Source organism: Gammaproteobacteria bacterium (assembly GCA_019748175.1).
Lineage (GTDB): Bacteria > Pseudomonadota > Gammaproteobacteria > JAIEPX01 > JAIEPX01 > JAIEPX01.
On record JAIEPX010000022.1, the window covers coordinates 45,614 to 68,248 of the forward strand.

Here is a 22,635-nt window from a genome sequence, read left to right on the forward strand (position 1 = left end):
ATGACAAATCTAAACGCTGCACCATTTTCAATTCGCTGTATTGGTGATGCTGTTTTATTTGCACCCACTACGCTTGTTCAATTTACACCAGAAGAAAATATTGAGGGCTGCCTTAAAAAAATGACGCAATCATTGCATGATCATTGCGGTGTTGGAATTGCTGCGAATCAATGCGCAGATATCCCGTCTCCTGTCCCCAGTATCATCATCATTAATCCTGTCAATCCACAAACCCGCATCACAGCTAAAGTACGATATCCTAACGAAATTGTTCCAGAAACTGAAATACTGATTAATCCAGTGATAATTGAACGTTCGTCCGAAACCCATTGTCCTGGAGAAGGCTGTTTGAGTATCCCTTGCCCATTTAGAGGTAAAGTGAGACGACACCGATGGATAGTCGTACAATATTACGATGTTCATGGAAATAAACATGAAAAAAAACATTCTGATATGACAGCTCAAATCATTCAACATGAAACTGAACATTTACAAGGAATTCTTTTTCTTCATAAACTGCTTCAAGAGTTGAATCCATCTCAAAAAGAGCACTTTATTGAGTTAATCGATGAAGTTATCAATCATCCTCGATCATTAGAAAATCTTCCAACATCGCCTTATTTTGCCTTTGACCGAGATGAAAATGGAGGTCTCCTGATTAAGGAAGATTATATTATCCATGCACTCTCTCAACTCGACCCTACGCTGCTCCAGACTATCCGCAGTACGACCCTCAAATCAGGTTGATTGTCCATTCGGCCTCGAGTAATATAGGTCCTGCTAACCGTTATGTTGCATTACCATAATGCTCATACGGGGTACAAAACAACAGATAGGAATTCCACCATGACTTTTAGAAACAAATGCCTAGTGTTAGTGGGCACATTGCTAACAGCCTTCAGTTTTACCACGCTCTCCTTTGCAGAAAACGCATCAACAATTGACGATTCAGTTAATCAATTCATTGAGAAGATGGTCGACAAACATGAGTTTGATGAATCATATTTGAAAAATTTATTTTCGCAAATTCATATGGATTCTGTAGTCGTTGATAAGATGAATAAACCTTACGAAGCTAAACCTTGGACTGAATATAAAAATTATTTTATCTCTGAGGAGCGAGTGAATCACGGTGCTCAATATTGGCAAGAACACGCAAAAGAATTAACTCAAGCCGAAAGAACCTATGGTGTACCTGCTAGCATCATAGTGGCCATTATTGGGGTAGAGTCTAAATATGGTACTAAACAAGGTGATTTTCCCATTTTTCAATCACTAGCAACATTAGCTTTTAATTATCCTAGTCGATCTGCTTTTTTTACCTCAGAACTTGAAAATTATTTGTTGTTATCACGTGAACAAAATTTCAATCCGCTCACGATTAAAGGATCTCATGCAGGAGCCATCGGTAAACCACAATTTATGCCTAGCAGCTATCGTCACTACGCTGTTGCTTTAAATGGTGGTAAACAGGCTGATTTAATCAATAACGATGGTGACGTAATTAGTAGCGTTGCTAACTATTTTAAACGAAATGGCTGGAAAGAAAACCAACTGGTAATTTTACCTGCTAAAGCGACTGCAAATGCGTTGAAAACGATCAAACAAGAGCCACTGAAACTCAATTCAACATTAGGTGAATTACGAAAATTGGGAGTTACAGTCGATGCGAAATTAGCGTCAGATACACCTGCGACTTTTTTCTCAGTTGAATATAATCATCAACCACAATATTGGGTGGCACTGAATAATTTCGAAGCGATTACTCGCTACAACCATAATATGCAATATGCATTAGTGGTTTATGAATTCTCTAAAGCCATCGAGAGTAAACGGCTAGCAACTCAAAGAGATCGCAGTGAGCAAGAAATCTGATCTTAATCTCACCGAAGCGATTGAAAAACATCAGCAAGGATCATGGGAAGAAGCTGAAAAGCTCTACCAGAAATTCCTTGCTGATAATCCTCAAAATCCTGACATATTACATTTACTGGGAATATTATCTGGTCAAAAAGGAGATTATAAAACCGCAGAATCTTATTTATCCCAGGTTTTAAACTTTATTCCAGACAATGCCACATTTCACAATAGTATGGCAAACATTAAAAAACATCTTAATGATACTCAAGGAGCCATCGATCACTATAATCACGCTATAAAATATAATCCAAACTCCCCTACTTCTCTCAATAATTTGGCTCTAATATACATACAAGAAAATCGCGCAATAGAAGCCCTAGAATTAGCAGAAAAAGCATTATCACTTAATCCTCAGGATGCAGAGTCACACTATAGTTTTGCCTTAATTGCCCTAAAACTAGACAAATTAGCGCTAGCAATTGAAGAGTTGCGTAATACACTCAAATTCAATCCAAACCATAATCAAGCACGTTATACATTGGCACAACAACTTCAAGCATCGGATCAAAATCATCTTGATGAAGCGATTGCTTTGTATCAAATGGTTCTTGAATCACAGCCTAACTTTACAGATGCTTGGACAAACTATGCATCAGCATTATTAATAAACAATAATACGAAAGAAGCTATCGACATTTTTTATCGTGTAGTGGATATGGACCCTGAACACTATGAGGCCCATTATAATTTAGGCTGTATTTTACTTACTAAACATGCCCTAAAACCCTCGTTGGAACATTTTCTAAAAGCTCTTTATAAGAAACCGACTCCAGAAGCCTATTACAATATCGGTATGATTTATTCTTACCAAGACCATCATGGTGAAGCCATTAATTATCTTAAAAAAGCGGTAGAAATTAAGCCAGATTATTTTGCGGCTTATAATAATTTAGGTACTGTCTATTTAAAAATTGAAGACTTACCTAATGCAATTGAGAATTTTCAATTGGCACTCAAATTTCAACCAAACAACGAAGAAATTAAGTATATTCTATCAGCCCTTAAACAAGAAAACTCACCTGAAAAAGCACCGAATGAATATATTGAGCATCTTTTTGATCAATATGCGCCTCATTTTGACCAGCATTTAACCGAGCATTTAAAATATACAACGCCCAAATTATTGCATGATGCCGTAATGTCAGAAATTGATGATAATCTACACCTTCGACAAGTTCTTGATTTAGGCTGCGGTACAGGATTAGCAGGCGCGCTTTTTAAAGAAATAGCCCAACCATTGATTGGCGTTGATCTTTCCAAAAATATGATCGAAATACTGCAGAAAAAAGAAATTTACGATGAACTTATCGTCGGAGATTTACGTAAAACACTCCAAGACCATCTTAATAACGAAATAATTATTGCTGCAGATGTATTACCTTATATAGGTGATCTATCAGAATTATTCCACGACGTCGCTAATGCTCTTAGCCCCAACGGATTATTTGGATTTTCAATTGAAATTGCACCTGAAAATATTTCTACATTTTCTTTGCAAACTTCTATTCGTTATGCCCATTCTCACGAATACATTAAAAAACTTGCCGCGCAAGAAAATTTAACAATTTTGTCTCAAAATGAAATTACCTTACGCTTGCAACGCAACCAACCCCTGCGAGGTATGTTGTTCGTGTTGGTAAGGGCTGACAAGATTTGACCCCTTTCACTCAAGCGGCTCAAATGGCTTAACACCTAATAATTGTAATTTACCAGGCTGCAAATTGGGATCTAATAAATTAATTTGCACATAACCCAATTCGCACGCTTTCACAATTAACTCTGAGCGTGTTTTCACATCAAGTTTTATCTTGATATTAGTGATATGCGCCTCAACTGTTCTAGGAGAAATACAAAGCTTTTCAGCAATCTCTAAAAACGTGCAACCTCGTGATAAATAATAAACACATTCATGTTCTCGAAGAGTTAATAACTTTGAACCATCAGATTGAATTTTTAAAGAATTTGATGATTCAGGCAGATATCCTTTTATGATTTTATCAAGGCCAGCGGATGAAGGTAAAACTTGGGCCCATGTTTCTATACCCTCTACTTGCCCATTTTCAGTAATAATAGGCTTGTTACAAATTAAGCTAACAGTAGCGCCTATAGCAGAATGAATAAGTGATAAGAGTAATGTTTCAGAGCGTTGTTCTAGCGTTATGTTATCGTAATGTTTCAATTCTGCAGCATATTCTGCCGCGTCACATTGTAAATCTGAGGCGGTCCGGTCAATCAATTCTTGCGCACTAGAGGAACCAGTATGTTGTGCCGCCAAATCTGTCATAAATTGAAAGCGGCTATTATTGTCTTTAATTAAGTAGATTAATGGTAGAGATTGTGCTTGAGACTGGCTCAAGAGCGCTAATTTCTCCTTTATCCCTGGTAACGGCATCGATGAAACTTCCTTAAATCTGTAATCCACATAAGGGATTATCACGGATTCCAATCTCATTCCTGAGGTGATAGCTTACTGATTTTCGGGTTAAAGTAAATACTCTGGGGAGAGTTTCTAACTGCGCAGCACTCAGCTGCGCAGTTCTTTCTCAAGACGCGACGCTGTTTTCTTGTTATCCTACTCATTTACGACAGAAAGAGGTAAAAGCAAATGCGTAAAGCGGTAGTACTCTTCTCAGGTGGGCTTGATTCCACGACCTGCATGGCAATAGCACGATCACAGGGCTTTGAGCTTTATGCATTAACTTTCCAGTACGGTCAAAAACATTCTGCTGAAGTCAATGCGGCTAAGAGGGCTGTATCCTATTTTGAGGCCAAAGAACATCGAATTATCACCATAGACATTGGTCAATTCGGGCACTCGGCTCTGACTGACCAATCTATAGATGTGCCAGATTATTCAGGGGCAGGCAAAATCCCAGCGACTTATGTGCCAGCACGCAATACTATCTTCCTCTCCTACGCCCTAGCCTATGCGGAAATCATTGGTTCTACCGACATATTCTCAGGAAATTGCTCTACAGACCATGCTGGGTATCCCGATTGCAAACCAGAGTATTTTGCCGCTTATCAAACGATGGCCCGCCTAGCCACTAAAGCCGGCGTTGAAGGTGAATTAGTTACCTTTCATACACCCTTAATGATGTTAACCAAGGCCGATACCATCCGTATTGGATCAGAGCTTGGGGTCGATTACTCCAAAACGGTGACCTGCTACCGAGCTTCCGATGAGGGTGAAGCCTGTGGGCGCTGCGATGCCTGTGTTCTGCGGCGTTGTGGCTTTGAAACAGCCAATATACCTGATTCTACCCGTTATGCTGCGAACTCTACGGTAGTGTAATATGCTTAATATTTCGTTAATATAGTGAGGATAAAATACTCTATATTGTTTGAATTTAGGCAGTGATTATATGAAAAAGCCCTCAAGTAGTGAATCTGAATTTACTGGCTTGGAAATCGAAAATTTCCTAGGTCAATTTCCATTGAAGTTTCTCTTACAATATGGATCCTCTATAGATGCTTTACAAAAACATATTGAAACTGATCTAATCAATAAAATCCCTCAAGATAAGTTAATTCAGTTTAAGCGTGTGTTTTTAACACTAATAGTTCAAGGAAAAGAATCCAAGATCCCATTAAATGAGAACAACATTCACACTATTTTTGACGAGCAACTCCGTGTATTTTTAAAACAAATTATTTCACAGTCTAAAGATTTATTAGATGAGCTTTCCTTAAATAATACACTATTAAGTGACACTCTCGCGATTTCCAACCAGTTAGTACATCCAGTTGAAATACTTCATTCTCTTATCACAGATGATCAATTAACACATGATCAAATGAGATCACTGTGGGAGATCCTACCTGAGACAAAACGAAAGAAATACTTTAAAAATACTAATATTGACGCGGATACAAAAATTGAATTTCAAGATGGAGTTAATTCCTTAGACCTTTATCGTTTAGCCGCAAAAGAAAAAACCAATCATTCTTTTGCCCTCACCTCAGATCAAAACAAACAAATTTTATCCAATTTAACATTAAATCAACTTAATCGTCACAGTCATCTCTCTTATAAACACACAGCCCATACTATTGAAAGCACCCTTTCGACAGGCACCCAATATTTATCCAGTTGGTACGTTTTCTTATCAAATTATCTCACTGTAATCCTCGGACTTTTAACAGCCACCACCATTAAATTATCTCTTGTATTAGCCGCTGGCCTTGCTTTCGCCGGTTCATTATCTCTGGGTCTGACTGTTGCATGGCAGCAAGCGGTAGATAACTACCGTAGAGAAGCAGCTCTGAGAATGAAACATATTGTTAATTGCATCAATATTAATCAATTGAAAAAAGAAAATGATGAGATTACGGCTAGACTAACCGATCAGATTACATTCGAAGAAGTCAATTTTTCTGATAAAACCCTCCAAAAAACAAGTTCTTATCCTGATATTTCACCTAATCCTACTATGTCAGGTTGGGCTTATTTCAAATCTTGGTTTTTTTCACCTCTACGAAGATTATTTCACGCATTAAAACCAAAACATGCCGGCATAAGCCCATTAGCACATGCATTTATCACCGCATTTTTCATTTCGCTCGCCTTGATATCAGGTGCCTTTTTATTCTTCACCTCATTTTATACCCTAGTTACAGTTTGTGCAGCGACAGCTTTTATTAGTATCCTAGCTGGTATCGTTCGATATAAAACTGTGAGTCAAGAAAGGAACATGGAAGCTCTTGTTCATGCCAGTGAAAAAGAACTACAAAAATGTCACAAGATAAATGAATCTCTGAAAAAACAAGAACTGCAACAATCTTTAGAAAATTTACACACACATCAAGTTTCTGGAATAAATTCACAACACCAATCAACAAACGCACTCACTTTAGTACGAGAAAGAGATAGATTACTAAAGCAAGTTTCAGAAATAGAAAGTAAATTGCAGAAAATTGGTGATACTGCAGCTAACGTCCATTCTTACGAGCAAGGACAAAATCAATCTGGCGCTCATCAACATCAACGCGCGCAATCTGCACGTCCAAAGGATCACCCAAACGATACTGCTTCCCTGAGCGTTGGCCAACTAATCTGTGGTGACTAGCATCATAAGTGTAGTAATCGTTTTCAAGCGCAGTGATATGTAGCAATCCTTGAACATACAAATCTTTTAATTCAACAAAAGCACCAAAACTGGTTATATCAACAATAACACCTTCGTAACAATTACCGACTTTCTCAAGTAAATATTGACATTTTAACCAATCAACAACATCGCGAGTGGCTAAATCTGCACTACGTTCTGTTTTTGAACAATGCAATCCAAAATCACCAAATTGAGTGAGATTATAATTGAATTTTTCAGGGGAATGTCCCTCGATAATATGACTAATTGCACGATGTACCAGTAAGTCAGGATATCGACGAATGGGTGAAGTAAAATGACAATAGGCTTCAAAAGCCAAACCAAAATGCCCTTTATTACTGGGACTATAAATAGCTTGAGCTAAAGAACGCAAAAGCACCGTCTGAATTAAATGTGCATCTGGCCTACCCTCGACTCTCTCCAATAATTTTGAATAATCTTGAGAGCTGGGCGAATCGCCTCCGCCTAATCGAAGTCCAACGCCGCGTAAAAAATCATGCAATCTTTCTAGCCGTTCATGCGAGGGACCTTCATGAACTCTATACAATACAGGCATTCGATGATGTTGCAAAAATTGCGCTGTTGCGACATTAGCCAACAACATGCATTCTTCAATTAGTTTATGAGCATCATTTCTGACAACAGGAACAATCTGTGCGATTTTGTCTTGTTCATCAAAAATGATCCGTGTTTCGGTCGTTTCAAAATTTAAAGCGCCTCGAATTAATCGTTGACGGTATAATTTTTTATAGAGAGCATGTAAATTTTGTAAATGCTTCAGTAAAGGATTTTGATATTTTTCTGGATGCTCTAACATGCGTGCCACTTCAGAATATATTAATCGAGCATGAGAACAAATCACAGCAGAATAAAAATCGTGTTTTTCAAGATTGCCGTCTTTATTGATGCGCATTTGACACACCATCACTAAACGATTGACTTGAGGTTTTAGTGAACACACTTCATTCGATAATCCCTCTGGTAGCATCGGTATTACACGGCTAGGAAAATAAACAGAATTTCCTCTTAAATACGCTTCTTTGTCGATAGCTGAATTAGGCTTCACATAATGACTTACATCGGCAATGGCCACATATAAATTCCATGCTCCGTCTTCTAGTGGCTCACAATAGACAGCATCATCAAAGTCTTTAGCATCAGCACCATCAATGGTTACAAAAGGTAATTTGCGTAAATCTTTTCGATTTTTAGGAATATCTTTTTCATTCACTTCGTTGGGAACTTTTCTAATATCTTGAGCAACTTCAGTCGACCATAAATAGCGTAATCCATGCGAACGAATAGCAACTTCCGTTTCCATTCCTGGTTCACGACGATCTCCGAGCACTTCAATAATATCACCAACAGGCTGTCGACGTTGAGTAGGTTGATTTGTAATTTTAACAACCACATATTGGCCAGGCACTGCCGTTCCTGCATGATTTTCAGGAATCAAAACATCGAGATTGATATTTTTTTGTACGGGCACAACAAAATCGACACCCTCTTCATGAAATAATCGACCGACTATTTGATGCGTATTTCGTTGAAGAATTTCAACAATGGTTCCTTCTGGTCGTCCTCGACGATCGGTACCCACTGCTCTGACCATAACAATATCATCTGGAAATACTGATCGCATTTGGTAGGGTGAAAGAAAAATATCGTCTCCGCCTAATTCAGGCTCTACAAAACCATAACCATCTCGCCGACCTATAACGCGTCCACGAACTAATTCCATGGGTACGACGATACCGTATTTTTTTCCTCGTGTTCGTGCAATTTGCCCATCACGTTCCATCGCACGTAGCCTGCGTTTTAGAGCAACTTGTTGTTCCTCATCATGCATATCGAGTGCAGAAATAATTTCTTTATAAGATATGGGTTTTCCTGCTTCTTCTAGATATGACATGATTAATTCGCGGCTGGCAATTGGCCGATCATATTTTTGAGCCTCACGTTCAGCGTGTGGATCTTTCTTTTTAAATCCCTTAGACACAAAGTCTCCTTTTGTAGCAATATCGAATTGCAAGATAGTTTAACCCTCACTTCCGATATAAGAGTTCAGCGCTCTTGCGAAGGTTCTATGTACATTGTAGCTGGAAAAGACAAGAATTTCATGGTTAACTAAAGGAATATGAGGATTAATTTAAGTCCTTGCTCAATGGAAATACTATTTGCAAGCAATTACTATCTATTAACCACGTTAAATTTAGGAGACCAGAATGAAATCAATACGGACATTCATTATAGGCTTATTGGCATCAAGCTTTATTTCTGGCTGTGGCCTCAATTCAGCATTTGATATGAATAAACGAGATACCACCCAAAACCAGCTCTGCAGCCGCCTTAAACGAAATATTGTCTTCTACAGCATGGATCAAAATCACGATTCTGCTTGGTCTTCACCTGCAAAACAGGCTGATATTCTGCGTCAGTATCAAGAAAACAATTGCGAAGAAGTCCTTAAAAGCTCAAACACTACCCTGCTCAACGAACTTTCGCCCTTCCCTGCAAAAAATAAGAATGCTGATCAAAACCACATTCATGTGCATCAGGAATGACAAAGCACTAAACAATTGAAACATGATTGAGAGTATTTTCGGCATACACAGTTGAATGACTGACCGCTGACGAGTAAGCGGTATACACAGATCCACCAATATTGACATTAGTTGCGATAACACTCCACATATCGGGACCAACATCATGTAATACGAGTGCATCATGAGCACCACCATCGACTTGCAATGTATTCGTATGAGACATATTGGAAACGCCTAGCGGATCTAAAACTACTTCGTTACCTTGAAGTGATTGCAAAGGTCTTAAATCTATGACATCAAAATCTTTGAAAATTGTTGTGCCCTGTAAATCTGCCATGATTCCATCATTTTCTAACCACAATGTATTTTGTCCACCCAATCCTCCGTCAACTGATGCATCAAATCCATCATAAACAATCGTATTATTTCCAGTACCGCCGTTAATTACATCGATTCCTGCACCCGCACTAATAAATGAATCGCCAGAACCACCCGTGATAGTATCGTTTCCAGAAGTACCATAGATGACATCATCACTTCCTACACCTTGTATTGATGAATGGTTAGGATCAACTAATTGTGTTATTGCGCCATTAAAATTTTGACCGTAAATAATATGTTGATTACTTCCACTGGTAATGACAATTTCACCCAGACCATCACCATTTAAATCACCACCACCACTCACTGTTGGTGCGCTCAAAATACCCGCGACTGTTTGGTTTGATGTAAATCCTAAAGGATCGGTAATGACAAACCCTTGATCAGAATTAAGTGTAGTAAAATCAATGGGTATTGCAGAGAAAGGATCTGGACTTCCGAAAACAACATACACTGCACCGAGTCCACTATAAGCATTACTATCAAGGAATCCGAAATCAGACAAAGCATCACCATTTACATCCCCTAAGTATGCAATGCTGGTAATATTGGCTGCGTGAGAAGCCGTATTTAATTCAAAACCATTCGTACCATTAATTGAAGTGACATCGAAATTACCACCCATCGGAAATGATGTACTTCCGAATATAACATACACAGTATCTTTGGATGATAAAGCAATAGCATCCACACCATTGCCTGTCAAATTACCTATTTCTGTAGGATTAATGAGATAATTATTTGAACCAGGAATTCCAGCAGAATTTGTAATTAAAAATCCATTAGCACCACTAATACCAGCAGATGAAACAGTAACTGTAGAAGAAAATGCGGGTGTGCTACCTAATATCACACCGATTCCACCAGTATGCACAGAGGTATCGTAATAGCTTACAAAAATATCATTCTTGCCATCGCCATTAATGTCATTAGTACCAAAATCTTGAAGACCTGCAGAAATATTTGAGCCTGGGCGCGCAATTTGGAATCCATCTGCGCCTGTTAGTGCGGTAGTAGTGATACTGCCGCCAGGTGTTGTGGTACCGAATATCACAGCACCCCAACCTGATTGCGAATCACTCAATGCAATATCACTGAGACCATCACCATTGACATCACCTAAAGCCGCTGATGTCGTAGCATTATAATGTCCAGGTAAATTAATCCCTACTGATGCAATTAATGATGTTGCAGCAAATCCCCCGGGTTGTCCCAAAATAATATGAGAATATCCACCAAAAAATTCTGAGATTAATATATCATGCAGCCCATCCCCATTAAAATCACCAACTGAATTCACATGTTGACCGTAGGCTGAAATGGGAAATCCGAAGGAAGTATTATTAAATAAAGACGTCGTTAATGAAGGATCATCAAATGGTACACTCGCACCAAATGTTGCTTGACCATCTACAATAAAGGCTCTTGTGAAAGGACTTGATCCCGCACTAAATCCGTTAGCAATAAATAAATCTCCAAAACCATCACCATTTTGAATAATCGTTGAACTTGTCGCATTCAGTAAAGTTGTGTGAGTTAAAGTAAATCCGTGCGTACCATCAGTTAATTCTTGTACAGTGAAATTCAACGTTACTGGAGAAGCTGGTGGAGCAAATGTCACATGTACATCATTTTCGACATTCACCACTGAACCACTCAGTGATGTGTACGTTGTATAACCAGCTAGTGAGGTTGTTGCTGTCCATATATCCGTTGCTATTAATGTCAGAATATCATGCGCATTGCCTGTGATTGTCATCAGATTTGCATCAGACATTGATAATACTGTTGCTGCATCTAATGTGACACTATTTCCAACAAGTGATCTCATGGGTTGTAAATTAATTTCATCAATACCTGTATAATTTGTTGAGTCTATAAATGTGACATGTGTATTATCATATTTAAACCACAACATATCAGTACCTGTGCCACCTTGCACCTGTGCATCGTCACGGTAATAAACTATTGTATCATTGCCTTGACCTGCATAAATTCTAGAATTTCCTAGAGCTGATATAAAATCATTACCACCCAATGCATTGATGGTATCATTTCCGCCAGCACCGTAAATCACATCATCTCCGGCAGTTCCCGTCAAAGTTTCACCCGCTGATGTACCCTTGAGCGTTATGACATTATTAAAATTACTACCAAAAATAACATAAGAAGCACCATTAGAATTATTGATATAGGGCCCGCTGACTACTATGTCCGATAACCCATCTCCATTGACATCAGCTCCACCACTGATTGAATATAATGAATTGTTTGAGTCTGCGCCCAGTATTGTAAAACCTTGATCTTTTGTTAAATTAGTAAGATCTATACCTGAAGCAAACACATCAGTACTTCCAAAAACAATATACGCAGCCCCTTTTCCACCATAAGAGTAGTTGTTGACAATTCCTATATCTGAAAGTCCATCACCGTTCACATCACCTAGGTAGGCTACTTGGACAATGTAACCATCAGGACCAGCACTTAATTTAATTCCATTAAGACCATTTATTGATGCAAGGTCGAAAGTACTTGTCGTTGAAAAACTTGGATCACCAAAAATAATATAGACTCCTTGAGTACCTTTTTCGATTATCATAACGTCGTCTATACCATCTTGATTAAAATCACCGATATTAGCAGAATTTCGAACCCCTAAACCATTGTAATTTGAATCATTCCTAGTACTGTCATGAATAATAAAACCTTCGCCTACAGGTAATACTGTAGGATCAAAACTAGGGGAGAAACCTGTTGATCGACCAAAAGTAACAGTAACCTGGTTATTATAAGGCGTAGTTCTATAAGTATTGAGAAATACATCATTAAATCCATCACCATTAATGTCAACACCGGTCATACCAAGAAACGACGGTTGATTAACTGTAGGCGTGAGCTCAAAACCATTTGTACCATCTAATGTTGACAAATTAATATGATTACTTGGCGTTGATGTACCAAAAACAACGAAGACATCAAGGTCCCGTGTAAAAACCCCCGAACTCACAAAATCGGAAATTATGATATCTGCAAGACCATCACCATTGATATCACCTAAATAAGTTCCATTAGTAAAGGAATATGTCACGATCCCACTAGAGGGATTTACTACAGAAAATTCTATAGCCCCACCGTTGCTAACAAGGGTGGATATATCGACATTTGCAGCAAAACCATTAGAATCACCAAATACAATATATGATTTTGCATTTTGGAAAGGAAAAGTCTGGTTGAAAGAGTAATATCTGCTGGAATCATTACCAACAATAAGTATATCATCCAAACCATCACCATTAAAATCCGTCACCCCCGCAACATGGTACGGATATAAGTTCGCATTCGGTGATGTCGCCGTAAAAATTGTTCCATTAACAGAACCATTCGTAATATCAAATTGATTCGGAAATGGTGTAGTGCTGCCTGGTATTAGATGTACTTCACCGTAATAACTGGCGCCAATATAGACACCTACAATTAAATCACCAAGACCATCACCTGTCATATCTGCTACCATCGTAGCTTCTCTACCAGATATTGCAAAAGTTTGACCATCAAATTCAAAACCATTAAAGGGTTGACCTAAATTGACAAATACTGGGCCTGAAAAATTTACATGGACATCATTTTGTACATTTAGCACAGACCCACTCATTGAAGTATACGTTGTATAACCTGAAATGACTGAAGAGGATGTCCAAATATCTCTCGAAACAAGTGTTAAAGTATCATGTGCATTGCCTGTTATGGTCATTAAATTAGCGTCTGACATTGATAATACTGTTGCTGCATCTAATGTGACACTGTTACCGACCATACTTTGCATAGAGGTTAGATTGATAGCATCAATACCTGTGTAATTCGTTGCTCCAATAAAAGTGACGTGTGTATTATCGTATTTAAACCAAAGCGTATCTGTACCTGTTCCGCCACTCACCGGCGCGTCGTCACGGTAATAAACGATGGTATCATTTCCTTGGCCTGCATCAATTCTAGAATTTCCAAGAGCATTGATAAAATCATTTCCACCCAACGCATTAATAGTATCATTGCCGCCGCCACCATAGATCACATCATTACCGTTCGTTCCGGTTAGCGTTTCTGCACCTGAGGTACCTTTAAGTGTAATTACACCATTAAAATTGCCACCAAAAACAATATAGCTTACACCACTCGCGCCATATCCAGGTGCAGGACCTACATTGGTAGTTGGATTACTTAAAACAATGTCAGCAATTCCATCACCATTTAAATCTCCACCACCACCTATGGTTGTAGCAGAAACGCCTGGTGTAAATTGAATTACAAAACCTTGGTTCGGAGTTAAATGTGAATAATCAATTACTGCCGGGAAAGGATTGCTGCTTCCAAAAATAATGTACGCAGCACCTTGTAAGCTATAAGCGCTTTTATCGATAAAACCAAAATCGGCTTTGCCATCACCATTAACATCTCCTAAATAAGCGATACTCGTTACATAGTGTTGTGGAGCTGAAGATGTTAACAAAAATCCATTTGAGCCATTCAGTGTATTTAAATCGAAATTAACATTATTTGTAAAAGAATGACTACCAAAAATGACATAGGTTGAAGAATTACTCGTAAATAAATCTAATTCACTAATGACGAGACTATCGATACCGCTGCCGTTAAAATTGCCGATATTCACAGCTGGATCAGCAAAATGGTGGCTACTATAAGGAGAATCTGTACTATTATAAATGACAAATCCAGCCGGCTGACCTACCTGCCCTACATTCCCGATATCAAATGTAGAAGGAAATCCTGTGCTATTGCCAAAAATTATCGTGGCCGTATCAGTTGTGAAGTTATGGTAGGATTTAAACAGAATATCGTTGAATCCATCGCCATTTAAATCGATTCCCATAATCGTATTGGATTGACCTATTCCAAATCGCCCTGCTGCGGTAATTGTAAATCCATTGGTACCATCCAATGCACTAACATCCAATGAATTTGGAGGAGTATGCGTTCCCAAGAAAACATAAGCTTGAGTGAATCCAGGAAATGATATCGTTTTCACAAGTCCAAGATCACTCAGGCCGTCTCCATTAATATCACCTAGAACACCGCCATTGGTAAATGATTGACTCGAAGTAAGAGCTACTGCACCACCAGAACTCACTAAATTGCCTAAATTTACTGTAGAAGGAAACCCACTGGGACTACCAAAAACGATATATGATGTAAATCCTCCTGACGAATACGCGACAAAAAACATATCCGTAGAACCATCACCATTGAAGTCGCTCGCATTGTAGATTTGTGTTGGAAAAAGGACTTGACCAAACGGAGGATAGAAGACAGTTCCTGTTACACCTGGATCAGATATATGAAATGAAGTTGGGAATGTTGACTGGCCATTTAGGTAATAAACATCTCCAAGACTATTTCCTGAGGTTCTCCCACTCGTTGACGCATCGACTAATACGCCATATCCATTACCAGTGGCGTTCGGAATAATGAAAGCTGAGGTTCCTAATGTCCCTGGATAATAGTTAAAGAAAATATCTCCACCAAATGTAACTCCATGCACACCATCTAAATAGGATTGCAATGTGGTAAAAGTTGTTGGAGGAGGCGTAGTTAAAATTGTTAGCAAGCTATGATTTGTAGCAGATGGATTTGATGGAGGCGACGTCGTCGTTTCAGTTGTTGTGTCAGTACCTGTAGAAGTTGATGTATTCGTAGTTGGGGTTGTAGGTTCCGCAGAGGATGAAGTTTCCGTCGTAGTGTCATTTTTAGTTGTAGATGTAGTCGTAACATCATGTACGATTTTAACTGGACTCAATCCATGCACTCCGTTAGGAATTCCCCCTTCGGGATGAGCGGTAATTTCAATGTGATTCGCAATATCTTCAGTATGAGTTTTTTGATTTTCAATGATTATACTTTGATCGTGGAGTCCTTTTACAGGTTGAATTTCATTATGAGTAGTATAGCTACTAAATGTTTGAGCCATTGTCATTGGATTAACTGCTGGTAAACTAGTGAGAACAGCAATTTCAGGCATCGACATATACGGCATTTGATTTACCGCAACCACGCCCGTAACAAAACTATCAGCTGTGATAGTTTCACCTAAACTTCTATATTCTGCGGCTGCAACATCATCAACAATAGCACGCGTTGTCGTCTCACTACTTGCTTTGATTGTTAATTCGTAGGATTGTTGAGTGTGAAATCCAATTTTATTTTTAATGCAGTATGCCTCTATAAATATTTCCTGATTACCAAGGGCCGTTGATGGTGGTGTACCGGATAAATAATATTGTCCTCCACCTAAATGTGAAAACGTCATCCATGAAGGTAATGCTCCGTTTTCTGTTCTAGCTACCAAATGGTATTCCTCAGTTTGAGCTCCTTCTAATTTGAAATAATAGCCGTACAATGATCCAACAACGGCAACGGGTAATGGTTCACCCTCCCATTGGAAAATACTGGAATGGGGATTTACGACCATATCATGTGTTGAACCTTCAGTCGGATCAATGATATTCAACTCTGGTGAATCAAACCCAGATTCAGGTGTTTTAAAAAAATCTTTCAGTATCGCAATTGTTTTTGCTGTTTCATCGTGTGATTGAATCAATAAATCTTTACCATGACGATGTAAATCTTTTATATTAAATTCAGTAGAATTTAAATAATAATTTTCACCAGGTTGTGCAAACACTGCACTACCCGGTGAAAGAAATATTTCGTGAGATGTTTGATTTGAATCTGTTGATGTTAAATGAACACTTAATACCTTATTCAAATCATCATTTGTGAATTGTTGATCTGTAAATTGAATAAGAGAATTTGGTGCACTGAAAAATTGATTAAATACCGTCGGTGGATTATCAGCAACAATGAGTTGTAAATTATTATCAATTCGCGTGACCGAAGAAACCTCTGTGAAAGATTGATCACATATAATTAGTTCGCCCTGTGTGATAACAACGCTCGTACCAGGTTCTACCGCTTCTGATGCTTTAGTTCCCTGAGCACGACTGATTTCAAACATGCTCATAATACCACCTCACACCGTACCTGCTGCAAAGCCCTAAACACAGGCCTTCCAGCGCCTTAATAACACAACTCCAAATAACCTCTTATTAATTAGATACTTACACCCTAAGTATAGCAGACGGTTGGAGTTTTTGTGGTCGGGAGGCAACCCATACAGGTCCTGCCCTATTGATTGACAACTTATTATGAGGTCGTTAGAGTCAGAGTTTATGGAATATTCAGGTTATAATATGCCGAGGTGGTGAAATTGGTAGACACGCAAGTTTCAGGTACTTGTGGGGGAAACCCTGTGGAGGTTCGAGTCCTCTCCTCGGCACCAAGGTTTCAGACCTACGATTAATGTATTCTCTAATTCATTAGATATTACATTAATCGTAGGTCTGAAACCTTGACTTGACCCCCTACAAAAAAGGATGACGTTTCACAATTGTTTGACTACGATCAGGCCCTGTAGAAATAATATCAACTGGCGCACCCACTAATTCTTCAATTCGATGAATATAATTAACCGCTTCTATCGGCAACTCTTCCAATGTTTTCACCGCAAATGTTGGATTTTTCCAGCCTGGAAGTTCTTCATAAATAGGCGTGCATTTTTCTAATTCACGAGAATCTTGTGGAGGAACTTCTAGCTTTTCTCCATTTAATTCATAGCCAACACAAATATTAATTTTTTCAAGACCATCGAGAACATCCAGTTTTGTGATGCATAATCCACTCACACTATTAATTTGAATTGAGCGTCGGAGTGAAACAGCATCTAACCAACCACAACGTCGTGGGCGGCCTGTTACTGAACCAAATTCTTGTCCCTTCTCACCCATGAAGCGCCCAATTTCATTTTGTAACTCTGTAGGAAATGGACCTGCACCTACACGTGTTGTATACGCTTTTGAAACACCTAAAACATAATCAAGGGCTAGCGGACCGATACCTGATCCTGTTGCTGCAGCACCTGCAGTCGTATTTGAAGACGTTACGAAGGGATAGGTGCCCATATCAACATCAAGACATGTTCCTTGTGCACCTTCAAATAAAATAGGATTTCCAGCTTGGGAATGAAGTGAAAGCTCATACGCAACGTCTGCAATCATCGAATTCATTTTCAGACTTGCTTCGAGTAAATCTTCAAGCACGGTTTCATAAGAAATGCTATCAGTGTGATAATAATTTTTTAACATGAAATTATGATAATCAGCGAGCTCCATTAATCGCTGGCTGAGTCCTGTTGGATCCATTAGATCCATGAGTCGTAATCCTCGACGAGCAACTTTATCTTCGTATGCAGGTCCAATACCTCGACCTGTCGTTCCGATCGCTGATTTTCCTCGCGCTAATTCACGTGCTTTGTCTAAGGCTTCGTGATAAGGCAACAACAAATGACATGCACTGCTGATTCGTAATCGTTCAATGACAGGAATATTATTATTCTCCAACTCTGAAATTTCTTGCAACAAAGCTTTTGGTGAGATTACCACACCATGTCCGATGTAACATTTAACATCAGAACGCAAAATTCCTGATGGAATTAAACGCAAAATCGTTTTTTTTCCGTCAATTACGAGCGTGTGACCTGCATTATGTCCACCTTGAAAACGTACGACTACTTTGGCTTGATCTGTGAGCAAATCAACAATTTTACCTTTGCCTTCATCACCCCATTGAGTGCCCAATATTACAACTTTTTTACTCATTCTATGATCTACTCTAATAAAAAATTAAATCCGGTAGAGATAGCCAACGGGAACCCGACACCTATCCTACTACTATACACCTTTAAAAAATTTAAAAAACTGTGAGTCTGGCTCAAGTATCAAGAAATCATTCTTACTTTTAAACGTATTTTTATATGCTTCCAAGCTTCGTAACAATGCGTAGAATTCTTTATCTAGCGAGAAGGTTTCATTATAAATTTTTGCAGCCTCTGATTGACCTTGCGCTCGAATTTCAGCCGCACTCCGACGAGCTTGCGCTAATTTTACTACTACATTTTTATCTGTTTGAGCTCGTATTGCATTGGCTTTCGAAATACCTTCTGAGCGATGTTTTGTAGCATCTTGTTTTCGTTTAGTACGCATTTCAGTATAAACTGTTTCAGTGACTTCTTTTGGAAAATCAATTCGTTTTATTCGAACATCAAAAACTGCAATTCCTAATTCTTTTGCGTTTTGATTAGCCTCTTCTTTCAAAAGCGCCATCACATTGCCCCGTTTTCCTGCTATAACCTCTTGCGTTGTAATTTGACCAAATGCCGCACGTAAAGCATTATTAATTTTTTGTTCAAGCAATTTTTCAGCGCGGTCTGAATATCCACTCGTGCGTTGATAGTAAAGTGCAATATCTTCAATACGCCATTTTACATAATAATCGACCAATACATATTCTTGTTCAGAGGTAAAAATACGCGATGATTTCACATCATTTGTATTTAAACGCATATCAAAATATTGTACTCGATTAACAAAGGGTATTGTAAAATGCAAACCTGGAGCTACTACACGAGGTTTTTTATCTGCCCCCAAAGAAATTTCACCTAAATGCAAAATTAATGCACGTTGACCTTCTTCAACTGTGTATAAACAGCCGAACAAAATAAAAAGTACGAATAATACTGCAAAAACTGTAATTGATTTTACTGTTGCCATTGATATCCTCCCCGTGTCAAATCGGTGGAACGACGATCATTAGTAGCTTCAGTCAGTTGGGAAGCAGCTGTATCAACAGGTAAATCAGGATCGACCTCATTCGCCGCACTCACACCTTCCACTTGACTACTTTCATCCTTATTATTTTGACGTTGAGATTCCATAATTTTATCTAGGGGTAAATACAAAATATTTTGTCCACTTTTAGTTGCTACTAGTACTTTACTACTTTTAGAGAGAATAGATTCTATTGCGTCCATATAGAGTCTCATTTTCATAACTTCTGGCTGAGCACGATACAACTGACGCAACGCTTTAAATTGAGCAACATCAGCTTGTGCATCTGAAACTAACCGCTCTTTTTCGCCTTCGGCTTCTCGTAATATTCGTTCAACTTCACCAACAACTGTCGCATTATACTGACTAGCGTACGCCTCTGCTTCATTGATAATACGTTTTTCATCTTTACGAGCTTTAATGACATCATCAAATGCTTCAGTAACTGCTTCCGGTGGTTTAACTGGTTGTAAGTTCACATCTATAATTTCAATACCTGTTTTATAAGGTGTTAAAATTGTCACTAATTGCTGCAAAATTTCATCACGAATTTTTTGCCGTCCTGTAGTCAAAATTTCATCTAAATCAGAATCTCCGACTACTTGTCTTAGAGCACTTGCAGTGGCTTGTTTGATACTATCTTGAGGTTCTTTCACATTGAATAAAAAGTCACGGACATTATCACGACGATAGATTACAGATAATTCAACGGAAACAATATTACCATCACGTGTTAGCATTTCATCTGTATAAGTAAACGATGTTGCTTCTTGAACATTGACGGTCTTATAAGAATCAATAAGTCGAGGTAACCAATGCGGCCCTGGTTGAACAGTGTGGTGATATGCACCAAAACGTAATACAACGCCACTTTTCATCGGAGATATAATGTAGATGCCAGAGAGAATCCAAATTGCTATCAGTGCTGCTAAACCCAATCCAAAATGATATGGTGATAATTTTTTGATATTTAAAAAACCTGTATTTTTATTACCATCATTGTTTTCATTCGTCTGACGAGAACCTGGCTTTTTACTTCCCATCAGTTTGAGCAATTTATCTCGAATTTTACGTACAAGCTCATCGAGGTCGGGAGGACCCTGATTTTTATTTCCTCGATTCCACGGATTTTTTGGATCCCTGTTTCCTGGTTCATTCCACGACATTGAAGCACATCCTAACTAGCCTAAAAGTACAACGAGCATTCTATTCTCCTAAGCTTCAGACTTCAAGTGTTGGTGATCCCTATGCTCTGAAATAAAAACACATAACTTATTGATTAAAAACAAAATTCACGAATTTCCAATCAAAGCGATAGAAGATTTTCCTTTCGCGATGATGAGTTCTTGAATCAACTGTACTGAATACTGGACACAGAATGGGCAAAAGATTCAAAATCCTTAAGCGGAAGATGCTGGGCCTAACTTTTCATTATTCGGTGATAATCTTCGGCTCTCATCCTTACGCTAATTCGCCAACCACCGTCCTCAAGACTCTGTTCGTGAGTTACCGCGCCTAATTCATAAAGTGCAGCACGAATGCCTCCTTCATCAGCGTGTAAGGTAATATCACAAGCCATTATGTCCTTGGCAATTCTCGTAGAAATGGCTTGTTTTAGAAGATCAAGCCCAGCGCCTGTCAATGCTGAGACATTCACTCTTATCGGGATATTTTGATCATCATTATCAATTCGAGGTTCTATTGCTGAAGCCAAATCAATTTTATTATACACCATCAATTGCGGAACGTGATCAGCGCCAATTTCTTTGAGCACCGTTTGAACATCGCGAATTAAATTCTGACGATAAGGATTATGAGCATCAACCACGTGTAATAATAAATCAGCATTGATAGTCTCTTCTAAGGTCGCACTGAATGCTTCAACTAAGTGATGTGGCAAATCTCGTATAAATCCTACCGTATCTGCTAAAATGACTTGACCCACTTCGGGTATTTTAATTTGTCTTAAGGTTGGATCTAGGGTTGCAAATAATTGCTTTGCTGCATAAACATCCGCTGAGGTTAATTTGTTGAAGAGCGTCGACTTACCGGCATTGGTATACCCTACCAATACGATGGTCGGCACTGCATGTTTTTGCCGATACTGACGTCCTTGCTCTCGTTGTAATCGAACTTTTTTCAGTCTTTCCTTTAACAATTTGACACGGTTTTTTAATAAGCGTCTATCAGTTTCTAACTGAGTTTCACCGGGACCGCGTAAACCGATACCCCCTTTTTGACGCTCCAAGTGAGTCCAGCCACGTACTAGTCGAGTTGCCAAATGTTCTAATTGAGCTAATTCAACCTGTAATTTACCTTCGAAAGTACGCGCACGCTGAGCAAAAATATCTAAAATTAAACCCGTACGGTCAAGAACACGGCATTCAAGTAATGCTTCGAGATTTCTTTCTTGAGAGGGAGTTAATGTGTGATTAATTAGAACAACTTCGGCTTGAGAACTAGCAACAATATCGCGTATTTCTTCTGCTTTTCCACTGCCAATAAAATATTTGATGTCGGGAGCGTGACGTGAGCCTGTTACCCAAGCAACAGGCTCAACACCAGCAGATTTTGCAAGTTCACGAAACTCGTCACTATCTTCCCTGAGAAGGGATTTCGCGAAATTAAGGTGAACTAAAACAGCACGTTCGCCGCCTTGTGGGCGATCGAAAAAACTATTCTTCGATGAATTCTTCGGAGATTTTTTCCTCACCCTCAAAACCTTCCAATACTATCTTTCTCATCGGAACGATGGTTGAAATAGCATGTTTATAGACGATTTGACTGAAACTGTTTTTCAGATACACGACAAACGCATCATACGCTTCAATTTTACCCTGCAGCTTTATCCCATTTACGAGGTATACTGACACAGGGACCTGCTCTTTACGTAAAGCCTCTAAGAATGGCTCTTGTAATGATTGCCCTTTTGTTGTCATTGGA

13 protein-coding genes and 1 tRNA gene are annotated in these 22,635 nt (G+C 38.7%); 6 read left to right on the forward strand and 8 right to left on the reverse strand.

Features of this window, described 5'->3' with window-relative positions:
- The 3 genes from K2X50_09420 (at position 1) to K2X50_09430 (ending at position 3,577) form a co-directional block, all read left to right on the forward strand.
- Positions 1–747, forward strand: a complete 747-nt coding sequence (locus K2X50_09420; protein ID MBX9587464.1) for a peptide deformylase — start codon at positions 1–3, stop codon at positions 745–747.
- Positions 748–846: 99 nt separating this feature from the next.
- Positions 847–1,875, forward strand: coding sequence for a lytic murein transglycosylase B (gene mltB, locus K2X50_09425; protein MBX9587465.1), 1,029 nt, complete (start codon positions 847–849; stop codon positions 1,873–1,875).
- Complete coding sequence (locus tag K2X50_09430; GenBank protein ID MBX9587466.1) at positions 1,859–3,577, forward strand: tetratricopeptide repeat protein; 1,719 nt, start codon at positions 1,859–1,861, stop codon at positions 3,575–3,577. Before mltB ends, K2X50_09430 begins: the two co-directional genes overlap by 17 nt.
- A 6-nt stretch (positions 3,578–3,583) precedes the next feature.
- On the opposite strand, the gene K2X50_09435 is transcribed toward K2X50_09430, so the two are convergent.
- Entirely contained in the window at positions 3,584–4,312 is a 729-nt protein-coding gene (locus K2X50_09435; protein MBX9587467.1) for a LuxR C-terminal-related transcriptional regulator, read from the reverse strand.
- Positions 4,313–4,525: 213 nt separating this feature from the next.
- On the opposite strand from K2X50_09435, the gene queC reads away from it, so the two are divergent.
- Positions 4,526–5,215, forward strand: a complete 690-nt coding sequence (gene queC / locus K2X50_09440; protein ID MBX9587468.1) for a 7-cyano-7-deazaguanine synthase QueC — start codon at positions 4,526–4,528, stop codon at positions 5,213–5,215.
- Positions 5,216–6,852: 1,637 nt separating this feature from the next.
- Here queC and rnr read toward each other — a convergent pair.
- Positions 6,853–8,943: a ribonuclease R gene (gene rnr, locus K2X50_09445; protein ID MBX9587469.1), complete on the reverse strand. Its 2,091-nt coding sequence runs from the start codon at positions 8,941–8,943 to the stop codon at positions 6,853–6,855.
- 313 nt (positions 8,944–9,256) lie between these two features.
- Between rnr and K2X50_09450 the strand changes: the two genes are divergently transcribed.
- Positions 9,257–9,595 carry a hypothetical protein gene (locus K2X50_09450; protein MBX9587470.1) on the forward strand — a complete coding sequence of 113 codons (339 nt, stop codon included), beginning with the start codon at positions 9,257–9,259 and terminating at the stop codon, positions 9,593–9,595.
- 7 nt (positions 9,596–9,602) lie between these two features.
- Here K2X50_09450 and K2X50_09455 read toward each other — a convergent pair whose 3' ends face one another.
- A complete protein-coding gene (locus K2X50_09455; protein MBX9587471.1) occupies positions 9,603–16,991 on the reverse strand; it encodes an FG-GAP-like repeat-containing protein in 7,389 nt (2,462 codons plus the stop codon).
- A gap of 231 nt (positions 16,992–17,222) precedes the next feature.
- Here K2X50_09455 and K2X50_09460 point away from each other — a divergent pair.
- Positions 17,223–17,309 (forward strand) — tRNA-Leu (locus K2X50_09460).
- 82 nt (positions 17,310–17,391) lie between these two features.
- Here the strand turns inward: K2X50_09460 and K2X50_09465 are convergent.
- From K2X50_09465 to hfq, 5 genes are all read right to left on the reverse strand, one after another.
- A complete protein-coding gene (locus K2X50_09465; protein ID MBX9587472.1) occupies positions 17,392–18,684 on the reverse strand; it encodes an adenylosuccinate synthase in 1,293 nt (430 codons plus the stop codon).
- A 72-nt stretch (positions 18,685–18,756) separates the two neighbouring features.
- The gene (hflC, locus tag K2X50_09470; protein MBX9587473.1) at positions 18,757–19,635 is read right to left on the reverse strand and encodes a protease modulator HflC; all 879 of its coding nucleotides are present in this window, start codon (positions 19,633–19,635) and stop codon (positions 18,757–18,759) included.
- On the reverse strand, positions 19,623–20,858 hold the full coding sequence (gene hflK / locus K2X50_09475; GenBank protein ID MBX9587474.1) for an FtsH protease activity modulator HflK: 1,236 nt from the start codon (positions 20,856–20,858) through the stop codon (positions 19,623–19,625). The genes hflC and hflK overlap by 13 nt, the downstream gene beginning before the upstream one ends.
- Before the next feature lie 254 nt (positions 20,859–21,112).
- Positions 21,113–22,405: a GTPase HflX gene (hflX, locus tag K2X50_09480; protein MBX9587475.1), complete on the reverse strand. Its 1,293-nt coding sequence runs from the start codon at positions 22,403–22,405 to the stop codon at positions 21,113–21,115.
- On the reverse strand, positions 22,368–22,631 hold the full coding sequence (gene hfq / locus K2X50_09485) for an RNA chaperone Hfq (protein ID MBX9587476.1): 264 nt from the start codon (positions 22,629–22,631) through the stop codon (positions 22,368–22,370). The genes hflX and hfq overlap by 38 nt, the downstream gene beginning before the upstream one ends.
- Between the last annotated feature and the right edge of the window lie 4 nt (positions 22,632–22,635).

Coding starts and splice junctions, on each gene's coding strand:
- K2X50_09420 (MBX9587464.1), top strand. CDS start 1: ATGACAAATCTAAACGCTGCACCATTTTCAATTCGCTGTATTGGTGAT.
- mltB (MBX9587465.1), top strand. CDS start 847: ATGACTTTTAGAAACAAATGCCTAGTGTTAGTGGGCACATTGCTAACA.
- K2X50_09435 (MBX9587467.1), bottom strand. CDS start 4,312: ATGCCGTTACCAGGGATAAAGGAGAAATTAGCGCTCTTGAGCCAGTCT.
- queC (MBX9587468.1), top strand. CDS start 4,526: ATGCGTAAAGCGGTAGTACTCTTCTCAGGTGGGCTTGATTCCACGACC.
- rnr (MBX9587469.1), bottom strand. CDS start 8,943: ATGTCATATCTAGAAGAAGCAGGAAAACCCATATCTTATAAAGAAATT.
- K2X50_09450 (MBX9587470.1), top strand. CDS start 9,257: ATGAAATCAATACGGACATTCATTATAGGCTTATTGGCATCAAGCTTT.
- K2X50_09455 (MBX9587471.1), bottom strand. CDS start 16,991: ATGAGCATGTTTGAAATCAGTCGTGCTCAGGGAACTAAAGCATCAGAA.
- K2X50_09465 (MBX9587472.1), bottom strand. CDS start 18,684: ATGAGTAAAAAAGTTGTAATATTGGGCACTCAATGGGGTGATGAAGGC.
- hflC (MBX9587473.1), bottom strand. CDS start 19,635: ATGGCAACAGTAAAATCAATTACAGTTTTTGCAGTATTATTCGTACTT.
- hflK (MBX9587474.1), bottom strand. CDS start 20,858: ATGTCGTGGAATGAACCAGGAAACAGGGATCCAAAAAATCCGTGGAAT.
- hfq (MBX9587476.1), bottom strand. CDS start 22,631: ATGACAACAAAAGGGCAATCATTACAAGAGCCATTCTTAGAGGCTTTA.